Origin of the sequence: Streptomyces sp. NPDC012835 (genome assembly GCF_042900885.1) — a bacterium.
In the GTDB taxonomy this organism is placed as follows: Bacteria; Actinomycetota; Actinomycetes; order Streptomycetales; family Streptomycetaceae; genus Streptomyces.
In genome coordinates this window covers 172,751-186,325 of record NZ_JBIBBW010000006.1, presented here as the reverse complement: position 1 = coordinate 186,325, position 13,575 = coordinate 172,751, and the positions used below count along the sequence as shown (strand labels likewise).

The window sequence follows — 13,575 nt, the reverse complement described above, 5'->3', positions numbered from 1 at the left end:
CGCGTGGCCGACCACCTCCGAGCGGGGCAATGTGAGGGGCTCTCGTGCCTCAGCCGGACCGCAAGAGAGTCCCACTCTGCCAACTCGGTAACCCGAGAGCCGTGTTGGCGCGACGAGAGTCGACCATGAGACCGCCTGTCACATACCGATCCGTACACGCGGAGGCCACTTCGTGCCAACGGCCCCGGACGTACACCCAGTCAGCGACGGTCACCCGCACCGCACACTGACTCCGCATCCCCATCAAGTGAGGCCGCCAACACGGGCAGGCACAGCAGTGCCCACACCGCCTTGCCCACACCGGGACGGTCCGCCACACCCCACGTGTCGGTCAGCGCCTCCACGATGGTGAGACCCCGACCCTCACATGCTTCCTCAGACACCGGCCTCCGCTCCGGCTGTTCGGAGCAGGCGTCGTGCACCTCGATGCGCAAGCCCCGGGGCACCATGTGGAACCGGGTCTCGATCTCCCGTCCCGGCGGGACATCGGCGTGACGCACAGCGTTGGTGACCAACTCGGAAACGACCAGCACGGCCGAGTCCTCCAGTGCGGCCAGTTCCCAGCCCGCCAGCGTCTTGAGCAACGCCTCGCGCGCCAGCCCGACGGAACGCGGATGACGCTTCCACCGTAGGACCACGGGATCCCCTTCCCGGCCTTCCTCGTGGCGCTCCATCACGCCACTCCCAGACAGGGAGCCGTCAGCGGCCCGGGATCGCCACCCTGCTGAGCAATCCAATTCGCCCGCCGCCGACCTCGGCGCTGCCTCTGCTCGCACCGCTCCCAGCGTCCGAACTCCGCCTTCGAGACAAGTCGCACGGTCGGCGGGCTGAGAATCAGCACAACCTCGGCCACGGGATGACGATGAACGGAGACCGAAGGAAGGGGCCTGATCGGGGCACCGGCTTCGGCTGGAACCAAAGGTTGTTCCGCCCGTTTGACCATGCGGGCGATATCCTGACGCATGTTGACGCTCCAAGCTGGCGTTGACCACGCCCCCGAACCGAAGCGCATCGGTTGCGGGGGTCCTCTGTGGTTACGCTACGTAGATCGCCATTAGCTGTCAGTTGCACCTCGCGTGTCCGTCAGTTCGAAGTGCCACAAAGGTGTTGATCATACTTCCAGGTGAATCGCCGTAGCCATGGCCCGCATTTCTGGTGTCAGCGTTCGCCGGCCCTCGACGATGCGCTTCAACACCCGCCGTCCATAGGGCTGGTTGGGCAACCACTCAGGCGCCTTCTGACTCAGAGCTGCCATTCGCTCGAAAGCGTCTGCGTAGTGACCCGTTTTGGCCAACGCGTCTGCCACATCCAGGTGATGCCGATTCCTGCTACCACTTGTGGGGCGCAGTGCTGACCGAGGAACTTGCCTGGCAAGCGTGAGGACCGCGTCAGGACGGTCCAGAACACCAGCATTCTCCACCCGCATCAGCTGGACGCGGATGGGGCCAAAGGTACTGACCGAGTCGGCCGCAATGACGCGTTCACGCCCCAGCGCGATAGCTGCGGCTTTCGCAAAGCGCAATGCGTCCATTGCCTTGCTCGGTTGGTTGTTCCGAATCGCTGCCCCCGACATCCGCAGAAGCAACACGCCCCACATGCTCAACTCGCCGGGCGTCGCCCGAGAGATACGCGGTTCGGTCTCGTCCGCCCATTTCTCAGCGAGCGCAAGCGCCTCATCCAGCTTCCCGAGGCGTAGCAGCAGCCAACACCGCGTATTCGCAGCGGCAGCCGCTTCGAGCCGCCCGGAGGAGTCATCCATGGCACGCGTCAGCGCCAGATCTGCTGCCTCGAACTGCCTTGTGGAGACCATGAGGAAGCCGACGAATTGCATGACTCGGGCCCGAATCTCCCGTCCCTCAGAACTCAACGCCTCGGCGTCTCGCATCAACGGAGGCAGTAATAGAGCAAGCTCCCGAAACCTGTCCTGCCCATAGTAGGGATTGTCCGTCAGGTCGGTAAGCGCCTGGGAGACGCCGCTTACGGTCGGCGGCTCGTCTCCCAACACGGCGGTTCCCGGAGGGCGTTCGAGCATCCTGCGAACGGCCTTCCACTGTTCCTCCGCCCCTGCTGGGGGGCCTTCCGTGCGAGGACCATGCGACAGGCGCATGGTCGGAACACGGAGGGCGACTGCCAATTTGTGGAGGGTCTCCAGACGTGTGTGCTCGCGATCTCCCTGCTCCAGTTTCCTGACCAATGAGATCGACACGCCCGCCGCCTCGGCGAGTTCCGTTTGATTCAGCCCTCGAAGCTTACGGACTTCCTTGATGTGCTTCCCTGATTCGCTCATATCACGAGCGTACGGGGTCCCGTCAACTACGTCTCGTGTGTTCTTGGCAATGATCGCTGAACTGTCGCCGACCTGCCCGGATGCGCTACCCGCATATGGCGGCCCACCGGAGGCGGTGCCGACCCCACCGCGCCGGGCGGGCCGAATTCGGCCGGACCCACCGGCTACGACACCCGGGGCCACACAGCCCAAGCGGGACGACGCCAACGCCCGGTCATGCTCGACACCTGTCGTTCAGTACCGCCAGTGGCTGCGACCTTGGAACAAGCCAAAATCCGATGCCTACTCAGAACGCGTTGGTGAACCCCCAGAGCGTCTCCATCGGCTGCTCGCTGCGGCCGCGCAGGTCCGTCAGGATCTCCGCCAGTACGGGATGGTCGAGGGTGCGCAGCGCCGCCAGGTCGAGGGCGAGCAGATCGGGCAGGGCCGGCGGGGGTGGCGCCGCGTCCGGCCGGTCCGCCGTTTCCCGCCGGTCCGGCCAGTGGGCTCCGTCCGGTCCTTGTGCCGCGTCCTGCCACCCGCGACGTGTCGTCCCGCCGCTCTCCGCGCTGTCGTTCATGACGCTTCCCCCGTCCGTCCCGGTCCTGGTCAGTGCTCCAGCCCGGCCAGCCGGGCCGTGGTCGCCCGCCCCGCCTCGCCGCCGCCGTCCGGCAGCCTGCGCCACTGCGCGTGGGCCGCCCGGTACGCCTCGCGCGCCGCCCGGGGGCGGCCCGCCTCCTCGTAGGTCATACCCCGTTCGTGGTGCGCCTCCGCACGCAACCGCACAGCGTCCAGAAGTTGCCGCGGACTGTCCAGATCCGCTTCCGCCGTCCTGGCCGCGTCCGCCGCGTCCCGGAACGCATCGGCCGCGTCGTCGAGCCGGGTGGGCCGGCGCAGGCTGCGGTGCGCCTCGACGTGCGAGCGGCCCAGCTCCAGCCAGCAGCGGGCGGCGGTCAGCGGATCGCGGGCCTCCTGGGCGGCCAGCCCGAAGAGATGCTCCGCCTCCCGCAGGTCGACCCGGTCGTCGTTGATCCGGTGGCGGAGCATCAGCGCCTGACCGAGCATCAGCAGCCGCTCCGCCTGCCGGGCCGTGCCGGACGGTGTCTCCGTACGGCAGTCGCGCAGCACCCGCACCGCCGCCCCCGTGCAGGAAGCGCCGTCCGGGAGTCCGGCGCGGGTCAGCAGGGCGCTGCCCCACTCGGCGAGCAGATCGGCGTGAGCCCGGGAGTCGCGCGCGGTGCCGCGCGCAGCGAGGGCGAAGTACTCGGCGGCCTCCTCCAGGTCCGTGGCGTCCCCGGCGCCGCCCGCCTCGCCCGCGCGCTGGTAGCGCGCGACCCGCAGCCGGGCCGCCCGGGTCCTGAGCGAGGCGGTCAGCCGTTCGTCCCGTACGGTCGCCAGCGACTGCTCGATCAGCCGGCCGGCCTCGGCCAGGCCCTCCCCCGAACGCAGCAGCGCGTCGACCAGGTCGAGTTGGATACGGGCCTGGCTGCCGATGGTGTGGTCGCCGGGGGCGAGCGCCGTGCGCAGCGAGCGCGCGGCCTGCTCGGCGTAGAGCTGCGCCTGCTCGGAGTCGCTCGTCGCGCCCGAGAGCCGCAGCAGGGTCCTGCCGTGGGCCAGCGGCAGCCCGGCGGGCCGGTTCCGCTGGTCGGGCCAGACGTCCGCGAACGCCTCCAGCATCCCGATGGCGCTCTGCAGCAGCGCGGTGTCGCCGCCGAGGAGCCACTGGGTCTCCAGGGCCCGTACCCGGTCCAGGGTGAGCCGCAGCACCTCGGCGGGGTCGAGTCCGAGCGCCGCGCCTGCGACGGTGTACTCACGGTCGGCGCGGCGCAGCAGCTCCAGCGCGCCGCGCCGGTCGCCGCGCCTGCGCCGGTCGTCGGCCGCCGCGTGCAGCACCTTGGCCAGGACGGCCCGTTCGCGTACGGCGCGGGGGTGGGCGACGGCCCGCTCGGCCGCGCGCTCGGCCTCGGTGAGCAGTTCGCCGCTGCCCTGGACCTCCCAGAGCCGCAGCAGACAGCGGGCCAGCTCCGCCCACAGCGCCGGGTCGAAGCCGCCGGGCTCCTCGTGCGCGGTGGCGGAGCGCAGGAGCTGCACGGCGTCGATCAGGTACTGCACCATGCCGTCGGACTCGAACTGGCGCAGCAGTTCGCGGGCGCTCTCGACCGCCACGTTGACGACGGGTTCGGTCTCGCCGGGCGGCGCCGCCGGGATGAACTGGTCCAGCACCCGCCGGGCGACCTCGGCGAAGGGGTGCGGGACGCGCTGCCGGTGGTCGCCGTCGCGGTCGCCGTCGAAGGTGGCGCTCTCGTACAGCTCGTCGAGACCGTCGACCTCCTCGCCCGTGCCCGGGTGGATCGGGCCGCGCCTGGCGTCCTCCAGCTGGGCGAGGACCATGGCGGGGAAGTTCGGGCCGCCCCTGCCGAATCTCTGCTCTATGTACTCCGAGCAGTGTTTGAGTACGAGCACCGCCTCGTCGCGGCCCAGCGGTCCGAGCAGCGCCTCCTGGACGCCCGGGGCGAACTCGTACCAGGGCTCGTCGTCGGGGCTGTTGCCCTTGGCACGCGAGAGCAGTCCGCTGAGCAGCACCTCGGCGAGTTCGGAGGGGCCCGAGTCGGGCAGCATCGTCCGCTGGACGAGCTGCATCACCGGCAGATAGAGGGGGGCCGCCGCGAGGTAGACGGCGAGCTGGCCCGCGACCGGCGAGGCCGCCGAGCGGAAGCGGCTGACGAGCTGGAGCGAGGACAGCGGGCTCCCCGGGCGCGGCGCCGGTGCCGGAGGCTGGTCGGCGCGCACCCAGCCGACCGCGCCGGAGATCCGTCCCGCGCCGGTGCCCGACAGCAGCCGCGCCCAGGCGCCGAGCGCGCCGGCGACGGGCGGCAGTACGGGGATGGCGAGCGAACCGGGCGGTACGGCGGGCGCCGTGGCGTCGTCGACCTTGAGTACGGCGGCGCCGCCCGGTCCTTCGCCCCGGGAGAGCAGCCCGTAGGTGACGGGCAGCCGGGTGCGGTTCCACATGCGCTGCGGCAGCGGTTGCAGGACGGCGATGGGCGCCTGGCGGCCCAGCTGGTGCAGCAGCCGGTGCGCGCGTCCGCTGTGCCACAGCGGACCGGCGCAGTCGCTGACGACGACGGTGACCCGGCGGCCGGTCGGGTCGCTCAGCCGGTCGGCGGAGCTGAGCGGCGCCGAGGCGGGGTCGGGACTCCGGCTGACGGCGGGCGCGCCCTCGGGCCCCTGGTGCAGATAGCGCACCTGGACATCCCGGAAGGCACCCAACTGGCCGAAGATCTCTTCCAGTTCGGTGAACAGCCGCTCCCACACCCGCATGGAGGACGACGCGTCCAGCACCAGCTGAAGCAGCGCGTCCGCCCGCGGGACTCCGCGGAACACCGGGATGATCAGCCCGCCGGCTCGGGCGCTCAGCTCTACGGTCGCCACCTCGTCAAGGGTACGGCGCGAGGGAGGCACGGCGGGCCGGTATCGCTGGAGCGGGCGGAGCGCGCGCTGGAGTTCGAGCGGCGCGGGCAGCGCGGGCGCCACCGGCACACCCAGCGGACATCCCGTCAGAGCGCCCGCCGGCCGCGCCCTTTTACGGCCGGGGCGGGGCATGGGATAGAGCGTGACGGGGCGCTCGTCGTCGCCGGAGCGCTCCGGCCCCGCCGGCTCGTCCGCCGGGCCGCCACCGGGCCCGGCACCCGGATCGCCGCCGGACCCGGCGCCGCCGGCGGCCGGCGGCGCGCCCGGTACCCGGCCGGGCCCGGTGCGCGGCTCGCCCCGGACGCCGTCGCCGTCCGCTTCGTCGCCCGCAGGCGCCGGCCGGCCGCGTCCGGTCCAGCCGGCCAGCCACAGCGCGTCGCAGAGCTGTTCGGCGTCCGGGTCGAGCCCGGCGTGGCGCAACCGCTCGACCAGGGCGGTCAGCGGGGACAGCAGGGTCGGCGGCGTCGCGTCGTACGGCGGGAGCGGCCCGGCGCCGCCCGTCAGCGAGGGGTGGCGTGCCCCTTCGGCCCGGGCGTGCCCGCGTCCCGGTTCCGGCTCGCTGTCCGGGCCGGGCCGTACCGTGACGTCGGGCATCAGCGCATCACCTCGGCCGGTCGAGTCGCTGGATGATCAGGTCGGCGAGACGGTCCCGGCCCGCCGGGGCGGCGGCGTCGGTGAGATAGATCGCGTTCAGCAGCTGGTCGGTGGAGATGAGTTCGCTGCGCGAGCGCTCCAGGAAGTGCGCGATCAGGTCGTTGCCGACCCGCGCGGCCTCGTCGCCGAGGTGCGCCCGTACGAAGGTCGCGAGCCGCTGGTGGTCGGGGCGGCCGAGCCGCAGATGGATGCAGCGGCGCATCAGCGGCGCCGGGAAGTCCCGCTCGCCGTTGCTGGTGAGGACGACGAAGGGGAAGGCGCGGCACTGCACCCGGCCGCCCCTGACCTTCACCTTCCTGCCGTCGTCGGTGAGGACCTCCGCCTCGCCGTCCGGCAGCCGGTCGGCGATCCGCTCCAGCTCGGGAATGCCGAACTCGCCCTCCTCCAGCACGTTGAGGAGGTCGTTCGGCAGATCGATGTCGCTCTTGTCCAGCTCGTCGATGAGCAGGACGCGCGGCTGGTCGGAGGGGAGCAGCGCGGTACCGAGCGGGCCGAGCCTGATGTAGCTGCCGATGTCCGCCGACGGGTCCTGGCCCGCTGCCGTGTCCGTCCCGGCCGCCGCGCCGTGTGCGGCGAGCTGGACGTCCTGGAGGCGGGCGATGGCGTCGTAGTGGTAGAGGCCGTCCTGGAGGGCCGACCTGCTGACGATGGGCCAGCGCAGCACCCGGCCGAGTCCCAGTTCGTGCGCGACCGAGTGGGCCAGGGTGGACTTGCCGGCGCCGGGGCTGCCGGTGACCAGCAGCGGGCGCCGCAGATAGAGCGCCGCGTTGATCATCTCCAGCTCCTCGGCGCCGGGCCGGTGCAGCTCCGCCTCGTGCCGGTAGCCGCCGAGCCGGCGGTCGGCGGAGCCGTCGGCGGCCCCGTCGGCGTGGGCGGCGCCGCGGCCCGCGAAGTCACGCCAGGGCGGCGGCGGGGGCAACTGGGTGATGCCGCCGTGCGGTTCGCCCGCTCCTCGGTAGATGAGCCACTCGCTCGGTTCACTCATAACGGGTTCCTCGTCCTCGTCACTCGTCCGGCAGGGGCGGCGGCCGTCGAACGGGCCTGTGCGTGGTCGTCGGGTCCCGAGCCGCTCACGGCGCCTCCAGCAACTGGCCGGAGCCGGGCAGCGGGTGGGTCGGATCGTCGTAGAACAGCGCGACCCCGTCCGACCAGTACGTCTCCGCACGGCCGGCCCAGACGCCCCGGCGCAGTTCCAGGACCGTACGCGGCAGCTGATCGGCGCCGCCCGCCTCGGCGACGGTGGCGACGGCCCGGCGGTGGAAGTCGGCGCAGACGGCGTGGGAGCCGTCCCGGCCCCGCCGCAGCAGAGCGATGTGGAAGCCGCCGTTCACCAGCCGGGTCAGCCCGGCGGCGGTCTCCGCGTCCGGCCGGTCCGCGTAGCGGCAGAGCACGGGCACGGTCTCGTGCGCCAGCGTCCGCAGCTCGTCCTCCAGCGGTACGGGTACCCGCAGCCCGCCCTCGCAGTCGACGATCCTGGCCCGTACGGCGGCGCTCCTGACGCGGTCCCAGCGCGACCGCCGCTCGCGCGCCTCGTCCTCGGTGAGCGGTGGTCCCTGGTCGGAGGGGCGGACGACCACGGGCCGCAGGGCGCCGAGCGGGGGCTCGTCCGCCGACAGCTGCCAGCCGTCCACCTCAAGCCCCAACTGGGCCTGTACGACGGCGACCTGGAGCACGGCGGGACTGTCCGGCTCGTCGCACCGCCGGAACGCCTCGGTCAGCGGGGCGCCCAGCCGGGTGGGCAGCTCGTGGCCCTGGGTGCCCCGGCTGTCCTCGCCGACCGGCAGCACCTCTCCGGTGTGCCGGGCGACACCGACCCGCCAGTCGTAGCTGTCCCGTTCCCAGCCGCGCGGCTCCAGCTCCAGCAGGACGAACGGCCGCTCGCCCTCGCGGGGCCGCTCGCCGTAGGCCGGGGAGGCACGCCGCTGCTCGCGGTCGGTGCGGTGCCTGGCCGCCGCCCTGAGCAGGAAGATCTCATTGCGGAAGTCGCGCGGGAGCCGGTCGGCGGCGACGCCGTCCACCCAGTTCCACAGGCTCTCCTCGGCCGCCGCGGTGGCCCGGGTGACGTAGGGGCGCTCGGCGGATATGACGCTCACGCAGTAGCTCAGGACGAGCCTGAGCGCGGCCTCCCCGCCCCTGCTCTCGTACAGCGCGCCGAGTCCGTCGCGCCAGCCGCGCGGCGCCGGATAGCGGTCGACCGCGTGCACGCCCGGCAGCCGGACCAGCAGATCCAGCAGGCTGTGGGTGGAGACCGGGGGCGGCAGCTCGGCGAGCCTGCCCAGCAGGGCTATCCGCTGCTGCGGGCTGAGGACCCGCCCGGCGCCCGCGCCGAGGCCGTCCTGCACGTCGACCCAGGTGGGCCCCTGGCCGACCCGGCTGGCGTGCTGGTCGGCGTGGTAGCGGTCGTGGGCGTGGAACACCGCCTGGTAGTCGTCGTCGGCCTCGGCTCCGGCCATCGTGCCGGGCACCGGCAGCGACCGCAGCCGCTCGATGCCGATCGAGGTTCCGCCCATGCCGCCGACGAGCTGCGACTTGAGCACCCCGACCACCTCGCCCCGGGTCAGGTCGACGGTCGGCCCGCCGGACACCCCCGGCGGCAGGACGTCACCGCCCAGGCGCATCTGCTCGTCGGGGTCGGCCCAGCCGCCGACGGTGCCCTGGACGGTGCACCGCCCGGTCAGCCGCTTGATCCGGCCGCCCACCTCCGTCCACCCGGTGTAGAGCACCTGGCCGCCGCCGAAGAACGGGGCCGGTCGCTCCGCCACGTACACACAGGCGTGGTCGACGGGCCGGCCCAGCCGGATCAGCGCGAGGTCCGGCGCCGGCCAGCCGCCGCGCGGCGGACCCGGCGGCTCCGCGCCCGGCTCGCGCCCCTCGGGAAGGGCGGCGACAACGGTGCCCACGACCGACGTCAGGCCGCTCTCGGGGCCGGATTCGAAGACGACCGCCACGTCCCGCCCCTCCCCCTGCATCGCCACATGCGCACACGTGAGAACCCAGCTCGGGGCGATGAAGAAGCCGCTCCCCAGGAAGCTCCCACCCGGCCCACGAGGGTCATACCCGCGCTCCACGGCATGGATGCGCACGGTCGCCGCCATGACGAGGTCCACGAGCGCACGCACGCTGTCGTTCGGGACGCCCGGAGCGCCGCCGCCGGGGCCGCCGTACGGGTCGATCACCGGCCGCTCCCGGCCGGGGGCCTGGGCCCGTCGGGATGCGCCGGTGCGCCGGGGGGTGCGCCCCTGGAGCCCGGGGCGGCCCTGGGCGGTACGACGGCGGGGCCGGTCAGATCGGCGGGCGGACCGCCGCCGCTCCAGGTGAGCGTGACCTTGATGGCCCCGTTGGCCTCGCCGTCAGCGAGCAGCCCCACGATCCGGCCGGCCTTGGCGGTCAGTTCGATGCCGAACTCGACGCTCACCTCGTCGGGCCGTACCGCGCGCAGCGGCCCGACCAGGGACCGCGCCACGCCGGTCACCACCGACTGGAGGCTCTCCACCCGTGCCTGCACCTGGTCGGCGAACCCGGTGTCCGTGTACTCCAGCCCCCCGGAGGGCTGCTCCAGCTCCGCCGCGCCGCTGATCCTGGCCCAGACGGGTGTCCCGTCCGGCAACTCGATCCGTGTGACCGTCGCACCGCCATCGTCCATGACATCCTCATTCCCCCAAGTCCCCGCAGGCTAGCGGCAGTACGGCGCGCACGCGAGGTTCACGGCGGAGGACGGCGATTGGCCCCCGGCCGGTTCTGCCGGGCCCGGTACGGTCGGCTCCCGGCCGCTGTAAGGGGCCTCACCAGGGGTTAGTCTGGTCCGCATGTACTTCACCGACCGAGGGATCGAGGAGCTGGAGAAGCGGCGCGGCCAGGAGGAGGTCACTCTTGAGTGGCTGGCCGAGCAGCTGCGTACGTTCGTCGATCTGAACCCCGACTTCGAAGTGCCGGTGGAACGCCTGGCGACCTGGCTGGCGCGGCTGGACGACGAGGACGAGGACGACGACTAGAGCGACGGCCGGGGCGGCCGGGGCGAGGGCCCGAACGGTTCGGGGGGACCGGAGACGCCCCACGGGCCCGGCTCAGCTCCGGCTCAGCCGGCGCTCCGCTCGGCGGCTCAGATCTCGACGCGGAGCCGCTCGTAGGTGAGTTCCAGGACGCCGTGCGCGATCATCAGGGCGCCGGCGAAGGCCCAGCCCGCGCTGCGGCGCCGGACGGCCCACACGGAGAGCGGGATACCGGCCGCGAGCTGGAAGGTGCCCAGCAGACGGGCCCGGGGGCCGCGGAGCCAGGGGCCCAGCGGCCCGTCCTCCACCGCGTTCAGCTCGGCCCGTACCGCGTCGCGCCGCCCCGCCCACGCGATCTGCCCGGCGGCGGGCTGCACACGGGCCACCTCGCGCAGCCGGTCGGCGGGTTCGCCGGGGGTCAGACCGGCCGGCAGGGCGAGCCCGGTCCTGGCCAGGAAGGCGGCCAGCGCGAGCAGCCGGGTCCTGGAGTCGGTCTCCGGGTCCGGCCGGGTCAGCGGCCCCAGCGCCTGGAGGTCCAGTACGGGATCGAGGCCGAGCCTGGCCACGAAGGTCCGCATCGCCTCGTCCTCGCCCGCCGGGGTCCCGTCCGCCAGCCAGACATAGCCCACGGCGCGGCGGAAGCCGGCCGCGAGTGTGAAGCCCGCCCGGTCGCCGTCCCACCAGAGCGCGAGCACCGGCCATCCGGCGCCGACAGCGAGCGCGCCGGCCCACCCGGCGACCACCCGGTCGACCGGATCCGCCCCGTCCAGCCAGGGCTTGCCCTCGGGGACGAGCACGCTCCAGCCGTCGCCGGCCGGGGCGAGCAGCATCCGCTCCCGGAGCAGATGGGCGGCGGGCGAAACCACCGCCGGCTCGGCCCGGCACAGCAGCAGCGCTCCCACGGATGTCGCGTTCATGGCTCTCACGCTAGGACACTTTGCCCCGGTATGGGCACCAGACCCTTCGGGGTGGCCTCCGGGTGCACCCTGCCGTCACCCCGGCTCGGACCCCGGATCCACCCCACCCCTCCCCGGCCGGCCTTGACTTCACCCGACCGCGATATATCGTGTTCACCAAGAGACGCGATATGTTGCGTCATGCCGGTCTGTGGGAGGTCAGCACCATGGCAGAGACGACATGGGAAGTCACCGAGCCGGAGAAGCTCGCCTTCGACGGCCCGATCACGGCGCTCAATGTGCGCATCGCCAGTGGCACGGTGAACGTCTTCGGCACGGACCGGGACGGCGCCCGGCTGGAGGTCTCCCGGCTGGAGGGACCGCCGCTGATCGTGACGAGAAGCGGCTCCACCCTCACCGTGGCCTACGAGGATCTGCCCTGGAAGGGCCTGCTCAAATGGCTCGACCCCAAGGGCTGGCACCGCCGGGCGGTCATCTCCCTCGCCGTCCCCGCCGATACCTCGGTCGGGGTCGGGGTGGTGGACGCGGGCGCCGTGGTCTCCGGGGTCCGCGGGCGTACGGATGTGCGCGGCGTGAGCGGTGACACAACGCTGGTCGGGCTCTCCGGCGAGGTCAGGGCCGACACGGTGTCAGGCGGCCTGGAGGCCCAGGCCGTCACCGGCGATCTGCGCTTCCACTCCGTCTCCGGCGATCTGACGGTGATCGAGGGAGCGGGCTCCTCCGTACGGGCCGAATCGGTCAGCGGTGACATGGTGATCGACCTCGACCCGGCGGGCAAGCCCACCGACATCCAGTTGACGACGGTCTCGGGGGAGGTCGCGATCCGGCTGCCGCACCCGGCGGACGCGCGCGTCGAGGCGAACACCGCGAGCGGGTCGGTGTCCAACGCGTTCGACGATCTGCGGGTGAGCGGCCAGTGGGGCGCGAAGAGGATCACCGGCAATCTGGGCACGGGCACCGGCACCCTGAAGGCAACGACCGTCTCCGGCTCGATCGCCCTGCTGCGCCGGCCACCGGCGGACGAGGGCCCGCACACCGCCCCACCGACCGGCGCACCCTCCGCCGCCACGGACACCGACAACGCCGCCGCCGGCGGTATCGACATCGCCGCCGATGCCGATGCCGCCACCGGCGCGAACACCGACTCCAAGGAGCTGTGACATGCCTCCGGTCTTCGCCCACGGTCGCCTCCGCCTCTATCTGCTCAAACTCCTGGACGAGGCCCCCCGCCACGGCTACGAGGTGATCAGACTGCTGGAGGAGCGTTTCGAGGGCCTGTACGCACCGTCGGCCGGCACGGTCTATCCCCGGCTGGCCAAGCTGGAGGCCGAGGGCCTGGTCACCCACGCGACCGAGGGCGGTCGCAAGGTGTACTCCATCACCGACGCGGGCCGCGCCGAGCTGGCCGGACGGACGGGGGAGCTGGCCGACCTGGAGCTGGAGATCCGCGACTCCGTCTCGGAGCTGGCCGCCGAGATCCGCGACGACGTGCGCGGCGCGGCGGGCACGCTGCGCAGCGAGATGCGCGCGGCGGCCTCCGAGACCCGGGACGGCGGCGGGCACACGGAGTGGGACAGGACCTTCGGGGACAGCGAGTCCTGGCGCACGGCGAAGGAGGAGCTGAAGCGCGCGAAGCACGAGTGGAAGGAGCAGGCGCGCCGGGCAAAGGACGAGTCCCGTCGCGCCCGTGAGGAGGCGCAGCGGGCCCGCCGCCAGGCGAAGGAGGCCCAGGAGACGGCCCGTCAGGAGATGCAGCGCATCGCCAAGCAGGTCCAGGACCAGGTCCAGGATCATTTCGCCCGGGGCGACTGGCCCACCGGGGTCAGGGAGGGCCTGTCCGAGCTGGCCGGACAGCTGGGCGGTCTGGCGGGGTCGTCGTGGCCCCGCCCCGCGAAGGAGGACCCGAAGTCCCAGGAGCAGGAGCAGGAGCAGGAGCAGGAGCAGGAACGGGAGCAGGAGCGGGAGCGGGAGCGGGAGCGGGAAGTCTGGACGGACTTCCAGGCGCCCGTGGTGGACATCTACGCGGATCTGCCGACCACGGGCGATCCGGCGCGCGATCTCGACCGTCTGCTGGACCGCTTCCGCGACGACATCCGTGACGCCGCGCGGGACAACGGCGTCACGGACACCCAACTGGACGCGGCCCGCCGCCATTTGGCCACGGCGGCGACCCGGATGGGCTCGCTCCTGCGGGAGACGCCGCAGGACGGCGCCACGCCGCCGGGCGGACGGGAGGCCGACGGGAAGCCCTGATGGCTGTCCCGTAATTGGACCAGGA

The 13,575-nt window shown here is 72.8% G+C and carries 11 protein-coding genes; 3 read left to right on the top strand and 8 right to left on the bottom strand.

The genetic code is table 11. From position 1 onward, the window contains the following. Positions 1–200 precede the first annotated feature (200 nt). The 7 genes from ACFY6S_RS24350 to ACFY6S_RS24320 form a co-directional block, all read right to left on the bottom strand. Positions 201–674, bottom strand: a complete 474-nt coding sequence (locus tag ACFY6S_RS24350) for an ATP-binding protein (protein WP_388815088.1) — start codon at positions 672–674, stop codon at positions 201–203. Between the two features lie 437 nt (positions 675–1,111). Continuing rightward, a complete protein-coding gene (locus tag ACFY6S_RS24345) occupies positions 1,112–2,287 on the bottom strand; it encodes a helix-turn-helix domain-containing protein (protein ID WP_388815090.1) in 1,176 nt (391 codons plus the stop codon). Positions 2,288–2,573: 286 nt separating this feature from the next. After that, positions 2,574–2,846: an FxSxx-COOH cyclophane-containing RiPP peptide gene (gene fxsA / locus ACFY6S_RS24340; protein WP_388815092.1), complete on the bottom strand. Its 273-nt coding sequence runs from the start codon at positions 2,844–2,846 to the stop codon at positions 2,574–2,576. Between the two features lie 29 nt (positions 2,847–2,875). Continuing rightward, positions 2,876–6,331: an SAV_2336 N-terminal domain-related protein gene (locus ACFY6S_RS24335; protein ID WP_388815094.1), complete on the bottom strand. Its 3,456-nt coding sequence runs from the start codon at positions 6,329–6,331 to the stop codon at positions 2,876–2,878. A gap of 7 nt (positions 6,332–6,338) precedes the next feature. Further along, positions 6,339–7,376, bottom strand: a complete 1,038-nt coding sequence (locus tag ACFY6S_RS24330; protein WP_388815096.1) for an AAA family ATPase — start codon at positions 7,374–7,376, stop codon at positions 6,339–6,341. Positions 7,377–7,461: 85 nt separating this feature from the next. Further along, on the bottom strand, positions 7,462–9,567 hold the full coding sequence (locus tag ACFY6S_RS24325; RefSeq protein ID WP_388815098.1) for a trypsin-like peptidase domain-containing protein: 2,106 nt from the start codon (positions 9,565–9,567) through the stop codon (positions 7,462–7,464). Further along, entirely contained in the window at positions 9,564–10,034 is a 471-nt protein-coding gene (locus ACFY6S_RS24320) for a CU044_2847 family protein (protein WP_388815100.1), read from the bottom strand. The genes ACFY6S_RS24325 and ACFY6S_RS24320 overlap by 4 nt, the downstream gene beginning before the upstream one ends. Before the next feature lie 163 nt (positions 10,035–10,197). Here ACFY6S_RS24320 and ACFY6S_RS24315 point away from each other — a divergent pair, with 163 nt between their 5' ends. After that, positions 10,198–10,383 carry a DUF6104 family protein gene (locus ACFY6S_RS24315; RefSeq protein WP_388815102.1) on the top strand — a complete coding sequence of 62 codons (186 nt, stop codon included), beginning with the start codon at positions 10,198–10,200 and terminating at the stop codon, positions 10,381–10,383. Positions 10,384–10,490: 107 nt separating this feature from the next. Here ACFY6S_RS24315 and ACFY6S_RS24310 read toward each other — a convergent pair whose 3' ends face one another. After that, the gene (locus ACFY6S_RS24310) at positions 10,491–11,297 is read right to left on the bottom strand and encodes a hypothetical protein (protein WP_388815104.1); all 807 of its coding nucleotides are present in this window, start codon (positions 11,295–11,297) and stop codon (positions 10,491–10,493) included. A 206-nt stretch (positions 11,298–11,503) separates the two neighbouring features. Here ACFY6S_RS24310 and ACFY6S_RS24305 point away from each other — a divergent pair, with 206 nt between their 5' ends. Both ACFY6S_RS24305 and ACFY6S_RS24300 read left to right on the top strand, forming a co-directional pair. After that, positions 11,504–12,457: a DUF4097 domain-containing protein gene (locus ACFY6S_RS24305; protein ID WP_388815106.1), complete on the top strand. Its 954-nt coding sequence runs from the start codon at positions 11,504–11,506 to the stop codon at positions 12,455–12,457. 1 nt (position 12,458) lies between these two features. Beyond that, positions 12,459–13,550 carry a helix-turn-helix transcriptional regulator gene (locus tag ACFY6S_RS24300; RefSeq protein ID WP_388815108.1) on the top strand — a complete coding sequence of 364 codons (1,092 nt, stop codon included), beginning with the start codon at positions 12,459–12,461 and terminating at the stop codon, positions 13,548–13,550. The last annotated feature ends 25 nt before the right edge of the window (positions 13,551–13,575 follow it).

Coding starts and splice junctions, on each gene's coding strand:
- ACFY6S_RS24350 (WP_388815088.1), bottom strand. CDS start 674: ATGGAGCGCCACGAGGAAGGCCGGGAAGGGGATCCCGTGGTCCTACGG.
- ACFY6S_RS24345 (WP_388815090.1), bottom strand. CDS start 2,287: ATGAGCGAATCAGGGAAGCACATCAAGGAAGTCCGTAAGCTTCGAGGG.
- fxsA (WP_388815092.1), bottom strand. CDS start 2,846: ATGAACGACAGCGCGGAGAGCGGCGGGACGACACGTCGCGGGTGGCAG.
- ACFY6S_RS24335 (WP_388815094.1), bottom strand. CDS start 6,331: ATGCCCGACGTCACGGTACGGCCCGGCCCGGACAGCGAGCCGGAACCG.
- ACFY6S_RS24330 (WP_388815096.1), bottom strand. CDS start 7,376: ATGAGTGAACCGAGCGAGTGGCTCATCTACCGAGGAGCGGGCGAACCG.
- ACFY6S_RS24320 (WP_388815100.1), bottom strand. CDS start 10,034: ATGGACGATGGCGGTGCGACGGTCACACGGATCGAGTTGCCGGACGGG.
- ACFY6S_RS24315 (WP_388815102.1), top strand. CDS start 10,198: ATGTACTTCACCGACCGAGGGATCGAGGAGCTGGAGAAGCGGCGCGGC.
- ACFY6S_RS24310 (WP_388815104.1), bottom strand. CDS start 11,297: ATGAACGCGACATCCGTGGGAGCGCTGCTGCTGTGCCGGGCCGAGCCG.
- ACFY6S_RS24305 (WP_388815106.1), top strand. CDS start 11,504: ATGGCAGAGACGACATGGGAAGTCACCGAGCCGGAGAAGCTCGCCTTC.
- ACFY6S_RS24300 (WP_388815108.1), top strand. CDS start 12,459: ATGCCTCCGGTCTTCGCCCACGGTCGCCTCCGCCTCTATCTGCTCAAA.